Here is an 18,472-nt window from a genome sequence, read left to right as displayed (position 1 = left end):
CGAAATGCCTGTGAAATATGGTATAATAGAAGAATGGCAAACAAGAATACAAGTAAAACAAGACGGAGACCGTCTAAAGCAGAACTCGAAAGAAAAGAAGCGATTCAACGAATGTTGATTTCGTTGGGAATCGCGCTTTTATTGATTTTCGCAGCCTTCAAATTAGGGGCTGCAGGTATCACCCTTTACAATCTAATTCGCTTGCTGGTGGGTAGCCTAGCTTATCTGGCAATATTTGGTATCCTGGTCTATCTCTTCTTCTTCAAGTGGATACGAAAACAGGAAGGACTCTTATCTGGATTTTTCACCATATTTGCTGGCTTACTCTTGATTTTTGAGGCCTACTTAGTTTGGAAATATGGTTTGGACAAGTCGGTTTTAAAAGGGACTATGGCTCAGGTTGTGACGGATCTGACTGGTTTTCGAACGACCAGTTTTGCTGGTGGAGGCTTGATTGGTGTTGGACTCTATGTGCCAACAGCTTTTCTCTTCTCAAATATCGGTACTTACTTTATTGGTTCTATCTTGATTTTAGTGGGTGCCCTCCTAGTCAGTCCTTGGTCTGTTTACGATATTGCTGAATTTTGCAGTAAAGGCTTTGCCAAATGGCGGGAAGGGCATGAGCGTCGAAAAGAGGAACGTTTTGTCAAACAAGAAGAAAAAGCTCGCCAAAAGGCTGAGGAAGAGGCTAGATTAGAAAAAGAAGAGGCTGAAAAAGCCTTACTCGATATGCCTCCTGTTGATATGGAAACGGGTGAAATTCTTACAGAAGATGTTGTGCTTGACGTTCCACCTGTTCCAGAAGAAGAGTGGGTAGAACCAGAGATCATCTTGCCTCAAGCTGAACTTGAATTCACTGAACAGGGAGATGGCTCTGATGTCGAAGATGTTCAGGTCGATTTTTCAGCAAAGGAAGCCCTTGAATACAAACTTCCAAGCTTACAACTCTTTGCCCCAGATAAACCAAAAGACCAGTCGAAAGAGAAGAAAATCGTTCGTGAAAACATCAAAATCCTAGAAGAAACTTTTGCTAGTTTTGGTATTAAGGTAACGGTTGAACGGGCTGAAATTGGGCCGTCAGTGACCAAGTATGAAGTCAAGCCAGCAGTCGGTGTACGGGTTAACCGCATTTCCAATCTAGCAGATGACCTCGCTCTAGCCTTGGCAGCCAAGGATGTCCGGATTGAGGCTCCAATACCTGGTAAATCCTTAGTCGGGATTGAGGTTCCTAACTCTGAGATTGCGACGGTATCCTTCCGCGAACTATGGGAACAATCTCAAACGAAAGCAGAAAATCTCTTAGAAATTCCTCTAGGAAAGGCAGTTAATGGCACCGCAAGAGCTTTTGACCTTTCCAAGATGCCCCACTTGCTAGTTGCAGGTTCAACGGGTTCAGGGAAGTCAGTAGCTGTTAACGGCATTATCGCTAGCATCCTCATGAAGGCGAGACCTGACCAAGTTAAATTTATGATGGTCGATCCCAAGATGGTTGAGTTGTCTGTTTACAATGATATTCCCCACCTCTTGATTCCAGTTGTGACCAATCCACGCAAAGCCAGCAAGGCTCTGCAAAAGGTCGTGGATGAGATGGAAAATCGTTATGAACTCTTTGCCAAGGTGGGAGTTCGGAATATTGCAGGCTTTAATGTCAAGGTAGAAGAGTTCAATGCCCAGTCTGAGTACAAGCAGGTTCCACTACCGCTCATTGTCGTGATTGTGGATGAGTTGGCTGACCTTATGATGGTGGCCAGTAAGGAAGTGGAAGATGCTATCATCCGTCTCGGACAGAAGGCACGTGCTGCAGGTATTCACATGATTCTTGCAACCCAGCGTCCATCGGTTGATGTCATCTCTGGTCTGATTAAGGCCAATGTCCCATCTCGAGTGGCTTTTGCGGTATCATCAGGTACAGACTCGCGCACCATCTTGGATGAAAATGGAGCTGAGAAACTGCTTGGTCGAGGAGATATGCTCTTTAAACCAATCGATGAAAATCATCCAGTTCGTCTCCAAGGATCCTTTATCTCGGATGATGATGTTGAACGTATCGTAAACTTTATCAAGGCTCAGGCAGATGCGGACTACGATGAGAGTTTTGATCCAGGTGAGGTTTCTGAAAATGAAGGAGAATTTTCAGATGGTGAAACTGGTGGAGATCCGCTTTTTGAGGAAGCCAAGGCTTTGGTTATCGAGACACAGAAAGCCAGCGCATCCATGATTCAGCGTCGTTTGTCAGTTGGATTTAACCGTGCGACCCGTCTCATGGAAGAGCTTGAGATGGCAGGTGTCATTGGTCCAGCTGAAGGTACCAAACCAAGAAAAGTTTTACAACAATAAAAAAATAGCTTCTTTCCAAGTTTGGAAGGAGGCTATTTTAGTGGGCTCTTTGTCAACTGTAGTGGGTTGAAGAAAAGCTAAGATCGAGAAAGGACACATTTCGTCCTTTCTTTTTTGATATTGAGAGCGATAAAAATCCGTTTTTTGAAGTTTTCAAAGTTCCGAAAACCAAAGGCATTTCGCTTGATAAGTTTGATGAGATTATTGGTCGCTTCCAATTTGGCGTTGGAATAGGGTAGTTGAAGGGCGTTGACAATCTTTTCTTTATCCTTGAGGAAGGTTTTAAAGACAGTCTGAAAAAGAGGATGAACCTGCTTTAGATTGTCCTCAATAAGTCCGAAGAATTTGTCTGGCTCCTTGTTCTGAAAGTGAAAAAGTAAGAGCTGATAGAGATTGTAGTGGTGTCTCAAGTCTTCTGAATAGCTCAAAAGCTTGTCTAGAATTTCTTTATTTGTTAAGTGCATGCGAAAAGTAGGGCGATAAAAACGTTTATCACTGAGTTTACGACTATCCTGCTGTATGAGCTTCCAGTAGCGCTTGATGGCTTTGTATTCATGGGATTTTCGCTCAAATTGATTCATGATTTGGACACGAACACGACTCATAGCACGGCTTAAGTGTTGTACAATGTGAAATCGATCTAGAACGATTTTAGCACATGGAAAAAGCTGTTTAGCCAAGGCATAATAAGGACTAAACATATCCATCGTAATGATTTTCACCTGACAACGAACAGCTCGCTCGTAGCGCAGAAAGTGATTTCGTATGATAGCCTGTGTTCTGCCTTCAAGAACAGTGATGATGTTAAGATTATCAAAATCTTGTGCAATGAAACTCATCTTTCCCTTGGTAAAGGCATACTCGTCCCAAGACATAATCTCTGGAAGACGAGAAAAATCATGCTTAAAACGGAAGTCATTAAGCTTGCGAATGACAGTTGAAGTTGAAATAGCCAGTTGATGAGCGATATCGGTCATAGAAGTTTTTTCAATCAATTTTTGCGCAATTTTTTGGTTGATAATACGAGGAATTTGGTGATTTTTCTCGACGAGAGAGGTCTGTGAGACCATCATTTTAGAGCAATGATAGCACTTGAAACGACGCTTTTTAAGGAGGATTCTGGTAGGCATACCAGTTGTTTCAAGGTAAGGAATTTTCGATGGTTTTTGGAAGTCATATTTCTTCATTTGACTTCCACATTCAGGACAAGATGGGGCCTCATAATCCAGTTTAGCGATGATTTCCTTGTGGGTATCTCTATTAACAACATCCATAATTTGGACATTAGGGTCTTTGATATCGAGTAGTTTTGTGATAAAATGTAATGGTTCCATATGATTCTTTCTAATGAGTTGTTTCGTCGCTTTTCATTATAGGTCATATGGGACTTTTTTTCTACACAAAAATAGGCTCCATAATATCTATAGGGGATTTACCCACTACAAATATTATAGAGCCTTTTAGTGATTATTGATTAGTTTTATTTTCCGAAGTTGGACTATTGGACTGTTTTTCATTTTCAGTAGTAGGCTTACTTGGAGTAGGAGTAGAAGAATCCTGAGTTGCTGTTTTCTGCTCTTCTTTTTTCTCTTCCTTGACACTAGTTTTTGGCGTTTCCTCTTGCTGTGTTTTTTCTTGAGAAGTGTTGTTTTCCTTATTGGGACTAGTATTTTCCTGAGGGGATTCCTTTTGAATTTCTTTGACAATTGTTGTCGTCTGGCTTGTCGTAGGTTCTTTTTTAGTATTTTTGTTATTATCCAAGGCGTTCATGATAGTGATACTTGCGGTAATTAAGCCGAGAATACTACCGATAGTAGCAACGGTTTTTTGAAAGACCGTAAAGCCTTTTTTGATGTGTTCTGTTTTTGGTTTTGAAGTTCTACGATAATTAGACATACATTCTCTCCTTTAATTAAAATTTATTATACCGCATTTCTTTAAAAAAATCTTAAAAAAAGAGGAATTGCCCTTTCTTGTCGCAAGCTCCGTTTCATGATACAATAGAAGAAGTGATTTTAGAAAGCGTGAGAAAACATGATTTACTTTGATAATTCGGCGACGACCAAGCCTTATACTGAAGCCCTTGAAACTTATATGCAGGTCGCTTCAAAAATTTTAGGAAATCCATCTAGTCTCCATCGTTTGGGAGACCAGGCAACACGAATCTTAGATGCTTCCCGCCAACAGATTGCAGATTTAATCGGTAAGAAAAGTGAGGAAATCTTCTTTACTTCTGGTGGGACAGAAGGAGATAACTGGGTCATCAAGGGTGTGGCCTTTGAAAAGGCTCAGTTTGGAAAGCACATCATCGTATCAGCCATTGAACATCCAGCAGTCAAAGAGTCAGCCCTTTGGTTGAAATCTCAAGGTTTTGAAGTGGATTTTGCTCCAGTTGATAACAAAGGATTTGTGGATGTTGAGGCACTAGCAGATTTGATACGACCTGATACGACCCTCGTTTCCATCATGGCAGTTAACAATGAAATCGGCTCTGTTCAGCCCATTGAGGCTATTTCAGAACTGTTAGCAGACAAACCAACTATTTCCTTCCACGTTGATGCAGTTCAGGCACTTGCCAAAATTCCGACTGAAAAGTATCTGACAGAACGAGTGGATTTCGCGACTTTCTCTGGTCACAAGTTCCACGGAGTTCGTGGTGTTGGTTTTGTCTATATCAAGTCTGGTAAGAAAATTACGCCTCTTTTAACAGGTGGTGGTCAGGAACGTGATTACCGTTCGACAACTGAAAATATGTCAGGGATTGCTGCGACAGCCAAGGCCCTCCGTTTGTCTATGGAGAAGCTAGATTTCTTTACTAGCAAGACTGGCCAGATGAAGGCAGTTATTCGCCAAGCTCTTCTGAACTATCCAGATATTTTTGTCTTTTCAGATGAGGAAGACTTTGCCCCTCATATTCTGACTTTTGGAATCAAAGGTGTTCGTGGTGAAGTCATCGTTCACGCCTTTGAAGACTATGATATTTTCATCTCAACAACCTCTGCTTGTTCGTCCAAGGCAGGGAAACCAGCCGGAACCCTGATTGCCATGGGAGTAGATAAAGATAAGGCTCAGTCAGCTGTGCGTCTTAGCCTAGACCTTGAAAATGATATGAGTCAGGTCGAGCAGTTCTTGACCAAGTTAAAATTGATTTACAATCAAACTAGAAAAGTAAGATAGGAGCATTCATGCAGTATTCAGAAATTATGATTCGCTACGGTGAGCTGTCAACCAAGGGTAAAAACCGTATGCGTTTCATCAATAAACTTCGCAATAATATTTCAGACGTTTTGTCCATCTATCCCCAAGTTAAGGTAACGGCAGATCGCGACCGTGCCCATGCTTACCTCAATGGAGCAGATTACACAGCAGTAGCAGAATCGCTCAAACAAGTTTTTGGAATTCAAAACTTTTCCCCTGTTTATAAGGTTGAAAAATCTGTAGAAGTTCTGAAGTCTACTGTCCAAGAGATTATGAAAGATATCTACAAGGAAGGCATGACCTTTAAAATCTCTAGTAAACGTAGCGACCACAACTTTGAGTTGGATAGTCGTGAACTCAACCAAACCCTTGGAGGTGCTGTTTTTGAAGCTATTCCAAATGTGCAAGCTCAAATGAAAAGTCCTGACATCAATCTTCAGGTGGAGATCCGTGAAGAAGCAGCCTATCTTTCTTATGAAACCATTCGTGGGGCTGGTGGTTTGCCAGTTGGAACTTCAGGTAAAGGCATGCTCATGTTGTCAGGAGGGATTGACTCACCTGTAGCAGGTTATCTAGCGCTTAAACGAGGGGTAGATATAGAGGCCGTTCACTTTGCCAGCCCACCTTATACTAGTCCAGGCGCTCTCAAGAAAGCCCAAGATTTGACCCGTAAATTGACCAAGTTTGGTGGCAATATCCAGTTTATCGAAGTTCCTTTTACAGAGATTCAAGAGGAAATCAAGGCCAAAGCGCCCGAAGCTTACTTAATGACTCTAACTCGTCGCTTTATGATGCGGATTACAGATCGTATTCGTGAGGTACGAAATGGTTTAGTTATCATCAATGGGGAGAGTCTAGGTCAAGTAGCCAGCCAAACCCTTGAAAGTATGCAGGCTATCAATGCCGTTACCAACACTCCCATCATCCGCCCAGTTGTAACCATGGACAAGTTGGAAATCATTGACATCGCCCAGGAAATCGATACCTTTGACATTTCAATCCAACCGTTTGAAGACTGCTGTACCATTTTTGCGCCAGATCGTCCGAAAACAAATCCTAAGATTAAGAATGCGGAGCAGTATGAAGCTCGCATGGATGTTGAAGGTTTAGTAGAGCGAGCTGTGGCTGGAATCATGATTACTGAGATTACGCCGCAGGCTGAAAAAGATGAAGTGGATGACTTGATTGATAATCTTCTCTAATCAGAAAATCCAGAAGAATTTATAAAAATAAATGAAAAAGTTAGTTTTTAATTCCAAAAACGGAAGCAAAACTAACTTTTTTTCTATAAATGTGATATAATGAAATAAAATTTTGAATATAGAGAGTTTTCTGACAATGAATCAATCCTACTTTTATTTAAAAATGAAAGAACACAAACTCAAGGTTCCTTATACAGGTAAGGAACGTCGTGTACGTGTTCTTCTGCCTAAAGATTATGAGAAAGACACGGATCGTTCCTATCCTGTTGTTTACTTTCATGACGGGCAAAATGTTTTTTATAGCAAGGAGTCTTTCATTGGCCATTCATGGAAGATTATCCCAACTATTAAGCGTAATCCTGATATCAGTCGCATGATTGTCGTTGCCATTGACAATGATGGTATGGGGCGGATGAATGAGTATGCGGCTTGGAAGTTCCAAGAATCTCCTATCCCAGGACAGCAGTTTGGCGGTAAGGGTGTGGAATATTCTGAGTTTGTCATGGAGGTTGTCAAACCTTTTATCGATGTGACCTACCGTACCAAAGCTGACCGCCAGCATACGGCTATGATTGGCTCCTCACTAGGTGGCAATATTACCCAGTTTATCGGTTTGGAATACCAAGACCAAATTGGCTGTCTAGGGGTCTTTTCATCTGCTAACTGGCTCCATCAAGAATCCTTTAATCGCTACATCGAGCGCAAGAAACTATCGCCTGACCAGCGTATCTTCATCTATGTTGGAACAGAAGAAGCAGATGATACAGACAAGACCCTGATGGCTGGTAATATCAAGCAAGCCTATATTGACTCGTCGCTTCGCTATTACCATGATTTGATAGCAGGTGGGGTACACTTAGATAATCTTGTCTTGAAAGTTCAGTCTGGTGCCATCCATAGTGAAATCCCTTGGTCGGAGAATTTACCAGACTGTTTGAGATTTTTTGCAGAAAAATGGTAAGTTAGAAAAGGAGAAAGCCAATGCATATTGAAAACCTTAGCCACTGGAGTGGCAATCTTAACCGTGAAATGTGCCTTAATCGTTATGGACATGCTGGGATTCCAGTTGTGGTCTTTGCTTCATCAGGTGGTAGTCACAACGAATACTATGATTTTGGCATGATTGATGCCTGTGCTTCCTTTATCGAGGAAGGCCGTGTCCAGTTCTTTACCCTATCCAGTGTTGACAGTGAGAGCTGGTTGGCCACTTGGAAAAATGGTCATGACCAAGCGGAAATGCACCGTGCCTATGAACGCTATGTGATTGAAGAGGCCATTCCTTTTATCAAGCATAAGACAGGTTGGTTTGATGGTATGATGACGACAGGTTGCTCGATGGGCGCCTACCATGCTGTCAATTTTTTCCTCCAACATCCAGATGTCTTTACCAAGGTGATTGCTCTTAGTGGTGTTTACGATGCACGTTTCTTTGTCGGCGACTACTACAATGACGATGCTATTTACCAAAACTCGCCAGTAGATTATATCTGGAACCAGAACGACGGCTGGTTTATCGATCGTTACCGTCAGGCAGAGATTGTGCTGTGTACGGGTCTTGGTGCCTGGGAGCAAGAGGGTTTACCATCCTTTTACAAGCTTAAAGAAGCCTTTGACCAGAAACAAATTCCAGCCTGGTTTGCTGAATGGGGACACGATGTGGCCCACGACTGGGAATGGTGGCGCAAACAAATGCCTTATTTCCTTGGAAATCTCTATTTATAAAAGGAGTTATCTATGAATTACCTTGTTATTTCTCCCTATTATCCACAAAACTTTCAACAGTTTACCATAGAACTAGCCAATAAAGGCATTACTGTCTTGGGAATTGGCCAAGAACCTTACGAGCAATTGGATGAACCTTTACGCAATAGCCTAACCGAATATTTCCGTGTGGACAATCTTGAAAATATAGATGAAGTCAAGAGAGCAGTTGCTTTCCTTTTCTATAAACATGGCCCAATTGACCGTATTGAATCCCACAATGAATACTGGCTTGAGCTGGATGCAACACTCAGAGAACAATTCAATGTCTTTGGTGCCAAACCAGAGGATCTCAAAAAGACGAAATTTAAGTCTGAAATGAAGAAGCTTTTCAAAAAAGCAGGTGTCCCTGTGGTCCCTGGAGCTGTTATCAAGACGGAAGCAGATGTGGATCAAGCTGTGAATGAAATCGGCCTTCCAATGATTGCCAAACCTGATAATGGAGTGGGAGCAGCCGCGACCTTTAAGCTTGAAACAGAAGACGATATCAATCACTTCAAGCAAGAATGGGACCATTCGACCGTTTATTTCTTTGAAAAATTTGTCACTTCCAGCGAAATTTGCACCTTTGATGGTCTAGTGGATAAGGATGGTAAGATTGTCTTTTCAACAACTTTTGATTACGCTTATACACCGCTGGATCTCATGATTTACAAGATGGACAATTCTTATTACGTTCTCAAGGATATGGATCCTAAATTACGTAAATATGGTGAGGCAATTGTCAAGGAATTTGGTATGAAAGAACGGTTCTTCCATATCGAGTTCTTCCGTGAAGGGGATGATTATATTGCCATTGAGTACAATAACCGTCCTGCAGGTGGTTTTACCATTGATGTTTATAACTTTGCCCATTCCTTGGACCTCTATCGTGGCTATGCTGCTATTGTAGCAGGAGAAGAGTTCCCAGCGTCAGACTTTGAACCTCAGTTTTGTTTAGCTACATCCCGTCGTGCAAATGCTCACTATGTCTATTCTGAGGAGGACTTGCTTGCCAAATACATCCAGCAGTTCAAGGTTAAAAAAATCATGCCAGAGGCCTTCGCGGAACTTCAAGGGGATTACCTTTATATGCTGACAACTCCGAGTCGACAAGAAATGGAGCAGATGATTGCAGATTTCGGACAACGTCAATAATAGGATATGAAGACTTAACAAGCTTTATTTGTTAAGTCTTTTTAAATTCCCTGAATTAAAGCGTTTTCCCAGTTAATCTTTTAGAAAACCTGTTGCTAAAAGATATAAAAATTGATAGAATAAGGATTGTCTAAAAAATTTTAAGGAGAATCTATCAAATGGATTTCACATGGGCAATTAAATATGCCACTGAATTTTTGGCCACTGCTATTTTGATCATTCTTGGAAATGGTGCAGTTGCCAACGTTGAACTTAAAGGTACGAAAGGTCACCAAAGTGGCTGGATAGTTATCGCTGTTGGTTATGGTATGGGGGTTATGATCCCAGCCTTGATGTTTGGTAACGTATCTGGTAACCACATTAACCCAGCCTTCACTCTTGGACTTGCGATCAGCGGTCTCTTCCCTTGGGCACAAGTTGCACCTTATATCATCGCACAAGTTTTGGGTGCTATCTTTGGTCAAGCCTTGGTTGTGGCAACACACCGCCCATACTACTTGAAAACTGAAAATCCAAACAACATCTTGGGTACTTTCTCAACCATTTCAAGTTTGGATAATGGTACAAAAGAATCACATTTTGCAGCAACTGTTAATGGTTTTGTAAACGAGTTTGTCGGTTCATTTGTTCTTTTCTTTGCAGCCCTTGGTATGACTAAAAACTTCTTTGGTGCCGAACTAGTATCAAAAGCACAAGCTGCTATCAATGCTCAAGTTGCACAAGCAACTACTCAAGGTCAAACCATTCCTCAAGAACAAGTAACAGCAGCACTTGACCAAGCTAAAGAACAAGTAGCACCATTTATGACTTCTGGTCTTGGAATTGCTCACTTGGCACTTGGATTCCTTGTTATGGCTTTGGTAACATCACTTGGTGGACCTACAGGGCCTGCCTTGAACCCAGCCCGTGACTTGGGACCACGTCTCCTTCATGCTTTCCTTCCAAAATCAGTTCTTGGTGAGCACAAAGGTGATTCAAAATGGTGGTATTCTTGGGTACCAGTAGTAGCACCGATCGCAGCAGCAATTGCGGCAGTAGCTATCTTCAAATTCCTTTACCTATAAGAAATTGAAACCGAGGAAATCCTCGGTTTTTTAGATGAAATTTTACGAAAAAAAGGTAAATCTGAGCATAATTTCTTGTAAAAAATTCTAAAATCCTTTAAAATAAAAGAGTTGGAGGAATTTATGAATGTAAATCAGATTGTACGGATTATTCCTACTTTAAAAGTAAATAATAGAAAATTAAATGAAACATTTTATATTGAAACCCTTGGTATGAAGGCCTTATTAGAAGAATCGGCCTTTCTGTCACTAGGCGACCAAACAGGTCTTGAAAAGCTGGTTTTAGAAGAAGCTCCCAGTATGCGTACTCGTAAGGTAGAGGGAAGAAAAAAGCTGGCTAGATTGGTTGTCAAGGTGGAAAATCCCTTGGAAATTGAAGGACTCTTATCTAAAACAGATTCGATTCATCGATTATATAAAGGTCAAAATGGCTACGCTTTTGAAATTTACTCTCCAGAAGATGATTTGGTTTTGATTCATGCAGAAAATGATAGAGAAAGTCTAGTAGAAGTAGGAGAAAAACCTGAATTTCAAACAGATTTGGAATCAATTTCTTTAAGTAAATTTGAGATTTCTATGGAATTACATCTCCCAACTGATATCAAAAGTTACTTGGAATCATCTGAAGTTGGGACATCACTTGATTTTATCCCAGCTCAGGGGCAGGATTTGACTGTGGACAATACGGTTACTTGGGACTTATCTATGCTCAAGTTCTTGGTCAATGAACTAGATATAGCAAGTCTTCGCAAGAAGTTTGAGTCTACCGAATATTTTATTCCTAAGTCTGAAAAATTCTTCCTTGGTAAAGATAGAAATAATGTTGAATTGTGGTTTGAAGAAGTATGAAGTGGACCAAGATTATTAAAAAAATAGAAGAACAAATCGAGGCAGGGATCTATCCCGGGGCCTCTTTTGCGTATTTTAAGGACAATCAATGGATGGAGTTCTATTTAGGTCATAGTGACCCAGAGCATGGCTTGCAGACTGAGGCAGGACTAGTTTATGATCTAGCTAGTGTCAGCAAGGTTGTTGGGGTTGGTACCGTTTTTACCTTCTTGTGGGAAAAAGGTCAATTAGATATTGACAGACCGGTAACAGATTTTTTACCAGAGAGTGATTATCCAGACATCACTATTCGCCAGCTCTTGACTCACGCTACAGACCTTGATCCGTTTATTCCCAATCGTGATCTTTTAACAGCACCTGAATTAAAGGAAGCTATGTTTCATCTCAACAGACGAAGCCAGCCTGCCTTTCTTTATTCGGATGTCCATTTTTTGCTGTTAGGTTTTATCTTGGAAAGAATCTTTAATCAAGACTTGGATGTGATTTTACAGGAGCAAGTCTGGAATCTTTGGGGAATGGCGGATACCCAGTTTGGGCCTGTTGAGCTTGCTGTTCCAACAGTTAGAGGTGTCGAGGCAGGTCTGGTACATGATCCCAAGGCTCTCCTCTTGGGAAGACATGCAGGTAGTGCTGGTTTGTTTTCGACTGTAAAGGATTTACAAATCTTTTTAGAACATTATTTAGCAGATGGTTTTGCAAGAGATTTGAGTCAAAATTTTTCTCCTTTAGATGACAAGGAACGTTCTTTGGCATGGAATTTGGAAGGAGATTGGCTAGACCATACGGGCTATACAGGTACCTTCATCATGTGGAATCGGCAGAATCAAGAAGCGGCTATTTTTCTATCGAATCGTACCTATGAAAAGGATGAGAGGGCTCAATGGATTGTAGACCGCAATCAAGTGATGGACTTGATTCGTAAAGAAGAGTAAGGAGAGACATGTCAAACAGTTTAAAAGGGACTATATTAACAGTTGTGGCTGGGATTGCTTGGGGCTTGTCAGGAACGAGTGGCCAATATCTGATGGCACATGGAATTTCGTCTCTGGTTTTAACTAACTTACGACTTTTAATCGCCGGTGGGATTCTCATGGTCTTGGCTTATGCTACTGCAAAGGATAAAATGCTGGCCTTTTTAAAGGATAGAAAGAGTTTGCTGTCTCTTCTTATTTTTGCTCTAATTGGTCTCTTCCTCAATCAATTTGCCTATCTAACTGCTATTCAGGAGACCAATGCAGGTACCGCGACAGTGCTTCAGTATGTTTGTCCTGTCGGAATTTTAATTTATAGCTGTATCAAGGATAAGGTGGCGCCGACACTGGGAGAGATTATTTCCATCATATTAGCCATTGGAGGGATCTTCCTGATTGCAACTCATGGGCAGTTGGACCAGTTATCCATGACACCTGCAGGCCTTTTCTGGGGGCTATTTTCTGCACTAACTTATGCACTTTATATCATTTTGCCCATAGCCTTGATTAAGAAGTGGGGGAGCAGCTTGGTCATTGGTGTGGGAATGGTCATAGCAGGTTCGGTCGCCCTTCCTTTTACAGGAGTTCTACAGACTGCTATCCCAACTAGTCTTGATTTTCTCCTCGCTTTTGCGGGCATTATTCTTATCGGGACTGTCTTTGCCTATACAGCCTTCTTAAAGGGAACCAGTCTGATAGGACCGGTTAAGTCAAGTTTGTTGGCTTCAATTGAGCCAATCTCTGCGGTTTTCTTTGCCTTCCTAATTATGAATGAACAATTCTATCCCATTGATTTTCTTGGCATGGCAATGATATTGTTTGCTGTAACTCTGATTTCTTTGAAAGATTTATTGTTAGAGAAATAAACAAAAAATGAAAGTAGATGATAACCACTCTCAAAGAGGGTTTATTTTTACTAGTAAAAGTCTTTAAATCTAAATGAATTAATGAAATTTTATAAAAGTTTAAGCCTTTTTTCTTAAAATATTTATATGAGTATAGAATACCTGGAGAAAATATGAATATTTTTAAAAAAATACATCCATCTAAACCTCTAAAATACTTGAGATGGTTTGACATTGTGATTATTACGATCATAATGTTTGGTCAGTTTATAATTCGTTCAACCGAGCTATTTTTAGCAAATACGTTTCCAACGGGTGCATCAAGTACAGTAGGGGCAGTTAGACAGGCTGCAAGCGAAGGTGCGGCTTATTTTAGTAATTTTACCCTGCAAGCTATATTACTGACTGTGACCTTACTCTATCTTTTGATTCGAAATTATGATTTTAAACAGCTTCCTATTCGCTGGAATTGGTCCATTATCTTTTGGGTTCCATTTATATTTGCTTTAGTGGGACTGTTTGGAGACTTGGTTACAACTCTCACTGGTAAATATAATTACTTTAATCCAGACCTTTTTGCCTATATAGATTTCACGCAAATAATAAGGAAGTTCTTAGCTCTCAGCCCGATAGCGATTGCCTATGCCTTGCTTAATGGATTTTATGAAGAGTTTTTCTTTCTAGGTTTGTTAACTTCAGTGAAGGAAAAACACAAGTGGTTGGTTTTGCTTTATTCTACTAGTATTCGTATTTCCTTCCACACCTATCAAGGATTAGTATGGGCTTTGGTAATCGGTGTAGTTTATGGCTTATTCTATTATTTTTTATACAAATATAAAATTAAAAATCTCCTTCCATTCTTTCTCATGCATGCTTTAGCAGATATGTTTGGTTCTAGCCTGATCTATCTATTGGTTGCTTGGGGGACTTAAGAATTAGAAAAGTCCACTCAGTTGTCTGAGCGGACTTTTTGTGTCAAGACGTTTAGTCTTTATTTTCGTATGGCAAGATCAAGTTCAAGATGATTCCTGTCATGGCTGATAGGGCAGTACCTGAAAGGGTAACTGGACCAAGTTTAAGGATAGCTCCTCCAAGTCCAAGTACCAACATAGCACTTGCGATGATTAGGTTACGCATTTGACTGAAGTCTACACGTTCTTTGATCAAGACTTTCAAACCATTACTTGCGATAACTCCGTAGAGAAGGATTGACATACCACCAAGTACAGCATTTGGAATGGTTGAAATCAAGGCAGTAAATTTACCAAGGAAGCTGAGGGCAATCGCGATAAAGGCAGCGTTACGGATAACTGAGACAGAAGCGATACGAGTCATACCGATAACCCCTGTATTTTCTCCATAAGTTGTATTGGCTGGTCCACCAAGGAAGGCAGAAACTGAAGTTGCGATACCGTCACCAAGAAGAGTACGGTGAAGACCTGGTTCTTTCAAGAATTGACGGCCACAGATTTGCCCCAAAACAGTATGGTCTCCGATATGTTCAGAAATTGTTACGATAGCGATTGGCAAGATAGCGATGGTTTCTGGACCAAAGTAAAGATTGTATTCTTTAAAGGCACCACCTGTGCTAAATGGCAAGTAGAAACCAGGAATTTCAAACCAGTTAGCTTCTAGGACAGGCGTAAAGTCAACCAAGCCAAGAGTTAGTGCGAAGAGGTAACCACCGATAATGGCAAAGAGGAAAGGAATGATTCGTAGGAAGCCTTTTCCTTTTGTATTGATAAAGGCAGCAATCAAGAACGTAACAACGGCTACAAGAGCATTTTTCCAATTTCCGTCTGCTACAAGACCTGCATTGGTAACAGCTGAACCTGCAAGTCCAAGACCGATAACGATGATCATAGGACCGATAATGATTGGTGGCAAGAGTTTATCAATCCATTTTGTTCCTACAAATCGGATGCTGGTAGCAACAAGGACATATACCAAACCAGTCAAGATAACCCCTGTTTGGGCAGCAGATACATCGCCACCCATTTCTTTCATAGCAAGTGACATAGCTGTGATAAAGGCAAATGAAGAACCTAGATAAACGGGAACTTTAAAACCAGTTGAAATCATGTAGATGAGTGTCCCAACACCTGAAGCAAAAAGGGCAACAGATACAGGCATTCCCAAAATCAATGGTACCAAGATGGTCGCACCAAACATAGCGAAAACGTGTTGGAAGCTAAGGAGAATTCCTTTTCCAGCCGAAGGACGTTGGTCAACGTCTAGTAACAAATCAACAGTTGATTCTTGTTTCATATAAACCTCACTTTTGGGCATCAAAAAAGAGCCCATTATTTTACAGCAATAGGCCCTCAGAGTAAGACTTCTTTAAAATCTAGACTTTAAAGAGTTTCAAATATTTCTGTGTCTTCGTCACCTCACGGGATGACATTAAAAACCTTTGCTTGTGATAGTATAGCAAAAATTACAAACTTTGTAAATATTTTTTTACTAAAAATAGCATAAAAATCTAGTTATCCGCATAAAAACTGGACTTATCACACTTTATCAAGGTCAAAACCACTCAATTTACTACTAATTTACTACTTATGAATGAGCTTTGATACGACGATTTATCCTTGAAAAGTGAAGATATAAAGATACTTCCAATAAAATTTGAATATTTAATAGGTAGACACTTCAAAAAATGAGGTGTCTATTTTTTTACCCGATTTTGAAAGGAAGTGAACTTATGAAAACAAAAAATCAAGAATCAAAAGGTCGTTCCCCACTCTTTAAGACCATCAAACATTCATTCAGCCAATAAAAAAGAAAGGATAGGTAAAAATATGGAACTTAAATTTGTGATTCCCAACATGGAAAAAACATTCGGCAATTTAGAATTTGCTGGCGAGGATAAAGTCGTTCAGCGAAGAATCAACGGACGGCTAACTGTCTTATCAAGAAGCTATAATCTCTATTCTGATGTTCAAAGAGCAGATGATATTGTGGTGGTGCTTCCTGCTGAAGCTGGCGAAAAACATTTCGGCTTTGAGGAACGTGTGAAGTTAGTCAATCCACGTATTACCGCAGAGGGCTACAAAATCGGCACTCGTGGTTTTACAAATTACCTTTTACATGCTGACGACATGATAAAAGAATAAAGAAAGAGAGGAAAAATGATGAGATTAGCAAATGGCATTGTATTAGATAAAGACACGACTTTTGGAGAATTGAAATTCTCTGCTCTACGTCGTGAAGTGAGAATCCAAAATGAAGACGGGTCGGTTTCAGATGAAATCAAGGAACGTACCTATGACTTAAAATCCAAAGGACAAGGACGCATGATTCAAGTAAGTATTCCTGCCAGCGTGCCTTTGAAAGAGTTTGATTATAACGCACGGGTGGAACTTATCAATCCCATTGCGGACACCGTTGCTACTGCCACCTATCAAGGAGCAGATGTTGACTGGTATATCAAGGCAGACGATATTGTGCTGACAAAGGATTCTAGTTCATTCAAAGCTCAACCACAAGCAAAGAAAGAACCGACACAAGACAAATAGTCGCTAGGTAGAAAGGAGACTTTTTCGCATGAAACAGCGTGGTAAAAGGATTCGCCCATCTGGTAAAGATTTAGTCTTTCATTTTACGATAGCGTCACTCCTGCCTGTTTTCCTGCTGGTTGTCGGACTGTTTCATGTGAAGACAATCCAGCAGATCAACTGGCAGGATTTTAACCTATCACAAGCAGATAAGATTGACATTCCCTATTTAATTATCAGTTTCAGTGTCGCAATTCTTATCTGCTTGCTGGTAGCGTTTGTATTCAAACGGGTTCGCTATGATACGGTTAAACAACTTTACCACCGTCAAAAACTGGCAAAGATGATACTTGAAAACAAGTGGTATGAATCTGAACAGGTCAAAACAGAGGGTTTCTTTAAAGATAGTGCTGGTCGTACAAAGGAAAAGATAACCTACTTCCCTAAAATGTATTATCGACTTAAAAATGGCTTGATACAGATACGGGTGGAAATCACGCTGGGAAAATATCAAGACCAACTCTTACACTTGGAAAAGAAATTAGAGAGTGGCTTGTACTGTGAGCTGACGGATAAAGAGTTAAAGGATTCCTATGTGGAATATACTTTGCTCTATGACACCATAGCCAGTCGTATTTCTATTGATGAAGTAGAAGCTAAAGATGGTAAACTTCGCTTAATGAAAAACGTATGGTGGGAATATGATAAGCTCCCTCATATGTTGATTGCTGGTGGTACAGGTGGCGGTAAAACTTACTTTATACTGACACTGATTGAAGCCTTGCTTCATACAGATTCAAAACTGTATATTCTTGACCCGAAAAATGCTGACCTTGCGGACTTAGGTTCTGTGATGGCAAATGTCTACTATAGAAAAGAAGACTTGCTTTCTTGCATTGAAACATTCTATGAAGAAATGATGAAACGTAGTGAGGAAATGAAGCAGATGAAGAACTATAAGACTGGCAAAAATTATGCTTACTTAGGTCTCCCGGCACACTTCTTAATCTTTGATGAATACGTCGCTTTCATGGAAATGCTGGGAACAAAAGAAAATACCGCAGTTATGAATAAGCTGAAACAGATTGTCATGTTAGGTCGTCAAGCTGGCTTCTTTCTAATACTGGCTTGTCAACGTCCAGACGCAAAATATTTAGGCGACGGAATCCGTGATCAGTTTAATTTCAGAGTGGCTTTAGGTCGTATGTCTGAAATGGGCTATGGCATGATGTTTGGCAGTGACGTACAAAAGGATTTCTTCTTAAAGCGAATCAAAGGTCGTGGCTATGTTGATGTAGGAACAAGTGTCATATCAGAGTTTTATACTCCCCTTGTACCAAAAGGATATGATTTCTTGGAGGAAATTAAAAAGTTATCCAACAGCAGACAGTCCACGCAGGCGACGTGCGAAGCGGAAGTCGCAGGTGTGGACTGATCTTGCTGGCTGGTGTGGCAATAGCCACGCCAGCACTTAACCCCCCGTATCTAACAGGGGGGTACAAATCGACAGGAAACAGTCAAAAAAACATTAGAAAATCCTTTGGTTACAAGGGATTTACAAAATTTCAGCGTATGTCAAATGGGCTTTAAAAGTTGACATACGCCTTTTTG

18 protein-coding genes are annotated in these 18,472 nt (G+C 40.6%); 15 read left to right on the top strand and 3 right to left on the bottom strand.

Going from position 1 to position 18,472, the window contains the following annotated elements:
• Positions 1 to 33: 33 nt before the first annotated feature.
• Complete coding sequence (locus KB197_RS07145) at positions 34 to 2,337, top strand: DNA translocase FtsK (RefSeq protein WP_421127505.1); 2,304 nt, start codon at positions 34 to 36, stop codon at positions 2,335 to 2,337.
• A 77-nt stretch (positions 2,338 to 2,414) separates the two neighbouring features.
• Here KB197_RS07145 and KB197_RS07140 read toward each other — a convergent pair whose 3' ends face one another.
• Complete coding sequence (locus KB197_RS07140; RefSeq protein WP_212574075.1) at positions 2,415 to 3,671, bottom strand: ISL3 family transposase; 1,257 nt, start codon at positions 3,669 to 3,671, stop codon at positions 2,415 to 2,417.
• Between the two features lie 133 nt (positions 3,672 to 3,804).
• Positions 3,805 to 4,233 carry a DUF6556 family protein gene (locus tag KB197_RS07135; RefSeq protein ID WP_064276881.1) on the bottom strand — a complete coding sequence of 143 codons (429 nt, stop codon included), beginning with the start codon at positions 4,231 to 4,233 and terminating at the stop codon, positions 3,805 to 3,807.
• 138 nt (positions 4,234 to 4,371) lie between these two features.
• Between KB197_RS07135 and KB197_RS07130 the strand changes: the two genes are divergently transcribed.
• The 10 genes from KB197_RS07130 to KB197_RS07085 all read left to right on the top strand — a co-directional run bounded on the left by KB197_RS07130 (position 4,372) and on the right by KB197_RS07085 (position 14,296).
• Positions 4,372 to 5,514 carry a cysteine desulfurase family protein gene (locus KB197_RS07130; protein ID WP_064276880.1) on the top strand — a complete coding sequence of 381 codons (1,143 nt, stop codon included), beginning with the start codon at positions 4,372 to 4,374 and terminating at the stop codon, positions 5,512 to 5,514.
• Positions 5,515 to 5,522: 8 nt separating this feature from the next.
• Complete coding sequence (gene thiI / locus KB197_RS07125; protein ID WP_064276879.1) at positions 5,523 to 6,737, top strand: tRNA uracil 4-sulfurtransferase ThiI; 1,215 nt, start codon at positions 5,523 to 5,525, stop codon at positions 6,735 to 6,737.
• A 136-nt stretch (positions 6,738 to 6,873) separates the two neighbouring features.
• On the top strand, positions 6,874 to 7,698 hold the full coding sequence (locus KB197_RS07120) for an alpha/beta hydrolase (protein ID WP_212573479.1): 825 nt from the start codon (positions 6,874 to 6,876) through the stop codon (positions 7,696 to 7,698).
• 20 nt (positions 7,699 to 7,718) lie between these two features.
• Positions 7,719 to 8,459: an esterase family protein gene (locus KB197_RS07115; protein ID WP_064276877.1), complete on the top strand. Its 741-nt coding sequence runs from the start codon at positions 7,719 to 7,721 to the stop codon at positions 8,457 to 8,459.
• Between the two features lie 12 nt (positions 8,460 to 8,471).
• On the top strand, positions 8,472 to 9,635 hold the full coding sequence (locus tag KB197_RS07110; RefSeq protein WP_212573480.1) for an ATP-grasp domain-containing protein: 1,164 nt from the start codon (positions 8,472 to 8,474) through the stop codon (positions 9,633 to 9,635).
• Between the two features lie 158 nt (positions 9,636 to 9,793).
• A complete protein-coding gene (gla, locus tag KB197_RS07105) occupies positions 9,794 to 10,699 on the top strand; it encodes an aquaglyceroporin Gla (RefSeq protein WP_000348094.1) in 906 nt (301 codons plus the stop codon).
• Between the two features lie 123 nt (positions 10,700 to 10,822).
• Positions 10,823 to 11,548 carry a CppA N-terminal domain-containing protein gene (locus tag KB197_RS07100; protein WP_212573481.1) on the top strand — a complete coding sequence of 242 codons (726 nt, stop codon included), beginning with the start codon at positions 10,823 to 10,825 and terminating at the stop codon, positions 11,546 to 11,548.
• Positions 11,545 to 12,480, top strand: a complete 936-nt coding sequence (locus KB197_RS07095) for a serine hydrolase domain-containing protein (protein ID WP_064276875.1) — start codon at positions 11,545 to 11,547, stop codon at positions 12,478 to 12,480. Before KB197_RS07100 ends, KB197_RS07095 begins: the two co-directional genes overlap by 4 nt.
• 8 nt (positions 12,481 to 12,488) lie before the next feature.
• Entirely contained in the window at positions 12,489 to 13,385 is an 897-nt protein-coding gene (locus tag KB197_RS07090) for a DMT family transporter (protein ID WP_064276874.1), read from the top strand.
• A gap of 152 nt (positions 13,386 to 13,537) precedes the next feature.
• The gene (locus KB197_RS07085; RefSeq protein ID WP_064276873.1) at positions 13,538 to 14,296 is read left to right on the top strand and encodes a CPBP family intramembrane glutamic endopeptidase; all 759 of its coding nucleotides are present in this window, start codon (positions 13,538 to 13,540) and stop codon (positions 14,294 to 14,296) included.
• A gap of 52 nt (positions 14,297 to 14,348) precedes the next feature.
• On the opposite strand, the gene KB197_RS07080 is transcribed toward KB197_RS07085, so the two are convergent.
• A complete protein-coding gene (locus KB197_RS07080) occupies positions 14,349 to 15,632 on the bottom strand; it encodes a uracil-xanthine permease family protein (protein WP_064276971.1) in 1,284 nt (427 codons plus the stop codon).
• Between the two features lie 533 nt (positions 15,633 to 16,165).
• Between KB197_RS07080 and KB197_RS07075 the strand changes: the two genes are divergently transcribed.
• Genes KB197_RS07075 through KB197_RS07060 form a run of 4 tightly spaced genes read left to right on the top strand, consistent with a single transcriptional unit; the run spans position 16,166 to position 18,451 of the window.
• The gene (locus KB197_RS07075) at positions 16,166 to 16,480 is read left to right on the top strand and encodes a YdcP family protein (protein ID WP_000420682.1); all 315 of its coding nucleotides are present in this window, start codon (positions 16,166 to 16,168) and stop codon (positions 16,478 to 16,480) included.
• Positions 16,481 to 16,495: 15 nt separating this feature from the next.
• Positions 16,496 to 16,882: a YdcP family protein gene (locus KB197_RS07070; protein WP_000985015.1), complete on the top strand. Its 387-nt coding sequence runs from the start codon at positions 16,496 to 16,498 to the stop codon at positions 16,880 to 16,882.
• A 28-nt stretch (positions 16,883 to 16,910) separates the two neighbouring features.
• A complete protein-coding gene (locus KB197_RS07065; RefSeq protein ID WP_000813488.1) occupies positions 16,911 to 18,296 on the top strand; it encodes an FtsK/SpoIIIE domain-containing protein in 1,386 nt (461 codons plus the stop codon).
• A gap of 2 nt (positions 18,297 to 18,298) precedes the next feature.
• On the top strand, positions 18,299 to 18,451 hold the full coding sequence (locus tag KB197_RS07060; protein ID WP_000879507.1) for a hypothetical protein: 153 nt from the start codon (positions 18,299 to 18,301) through the stop codon (positions 18,449 to 18,451).
• The last annotated feature ends 21 nt before the right edge of the window (positions 18,452 to 18,472 follow it).

This window comes from Streptococcus sp. 11-4097, from assembly GCF_018215285.2.
GTDB lineage: Bacteria > Bacillota > Bacilli > Lactobacillales > Streptococcaceae > Streptococcus.
This window is presented reverse-complemented; position numbering and strand designations above follow the sequence as displayed.

What these genes read in the sequence shown, in the direction of transcription:
- gla (WP_000348094.1), top strand. Translation starts at nt 9,794, where the DNA reads ATGGATTTCACATGGGCAATTAAATATGCCACTGAATTTTTGGCCACT.
- KB197_RS07070 (WP_000985015.1), top strand. Translation starts at nt 16,496, where the DNA reads ATGATGAGATTAGCAAATGGCATTGTATTAGATAAAGACACGACTTTT.
- KB197_RS07130 (WP_064276880.1), top strand. Translation starts at nt 4,372, where the DNA reads ATGATTTACTTTGATAATTCGGCGACGACCAAGCCTTATACTGAAGCC.
- KB197_RS07090 (WP_064276874.1), top strand. Translation starts at nt 12,489, where the DNA reads ATGTCAAACAGTTTAAAAGGGACTATATTAACAGTTGTGGCTGGGATT.
- KB197_RS07065 (WP_000813488.1), top strand. Translation starts at nt 16,911, where the DNA reads ATGAAACAGCGTGGTAAAAGGATTCGCCCATCTGGTAAAGATTTAGTC.
- KB197_RS07135 (WP_064276881.1), bottom strand. Translation starts at nt 4,233, where the DNA reads ATGTCTAATTATCGTAGAACTTCAAAACCAAAAACAGAACACATCAAA.
- KB197_RS07110 (WP_212573480.1), top strand. Translation starts at nt 8,472, where the DNA reads ATGAATTACCTTGTTATTTCTCCCTATTATCCACAAAACTTTCAACAG.
- KB197_RS07080 (WP_064276971.1), bottom strand. Translation starts at nt 15,632, where the DNA reads ATGAAACAAGAATCAACTGTTGATTTGTTACTAGACGTTGACCAACGT.
- KB197_RS07100 (WP_212573481.1), top strand. Translation starts at nt 10,823, where the DNA reads ATGAATGTAAATCAGATTGTACGGATTATTCCTACTTTAAAAGTAAAT.
- KB197_RS07145 (WP_421127505.1), top strand. Translation starts at nt 34, where the DNA reads ATGGCAAACAAGAATACAAGTAAAACAAGACGGAGACCGTCTAAAGCA.
- thiI (WP_064276879.1), top strand. Translation starts at nt 5,523, where the DNA reads ATGCAGTATTCAGAAATTATGATTCGCTACGGTGAGCTGTCAACCAAG.
- KB197_RS07095 (WP_064276875.1), top strand. Translation starts at nt 11,545, where the DNA reads ATGAAGTGGACCAAGATTATTAAAAAAATAGAAGAACAAATCGAGGCA.
- KB197_RS07075 (WP_000420682.1), top strand. Translation starts at nt 16,166, where the DNA reads ATGGAACTTAAATTTGTGATTCCCAACATGGAAAAAACATTCGGCAAT.
- KB197_RS07085 (WP_064276873.1), top strand. Translation starts at nt 13,538, where the DNA reads ATGAATATTTTTAAAAAAATACATCCATCTAAACCTCTAAAATACTTG.
- KB197_RS07120 (WP_212573479.1), top strand. Translation starts at nt 6,874, where the DNA reads ATGAATCAATCCTACTTTTATTTAAAAATGAAAGAACACAAACTCAAG.
- KB197_RS07115 (WP_064276877.1), top strand. Translation starts at nt 7,719, where the DNA reads ATGCATATTGAAAACCTTAGCCACTGGAGTGGCAATCTTAACCGTGAA.
- KB197_RS07140 (WP_212574075.1), bottom strand. Translation starts at nt 3,671, where the DNA reads ATGGAACCATTACATTTTATCACAAAACTACTCGATATCAAAGACCCT.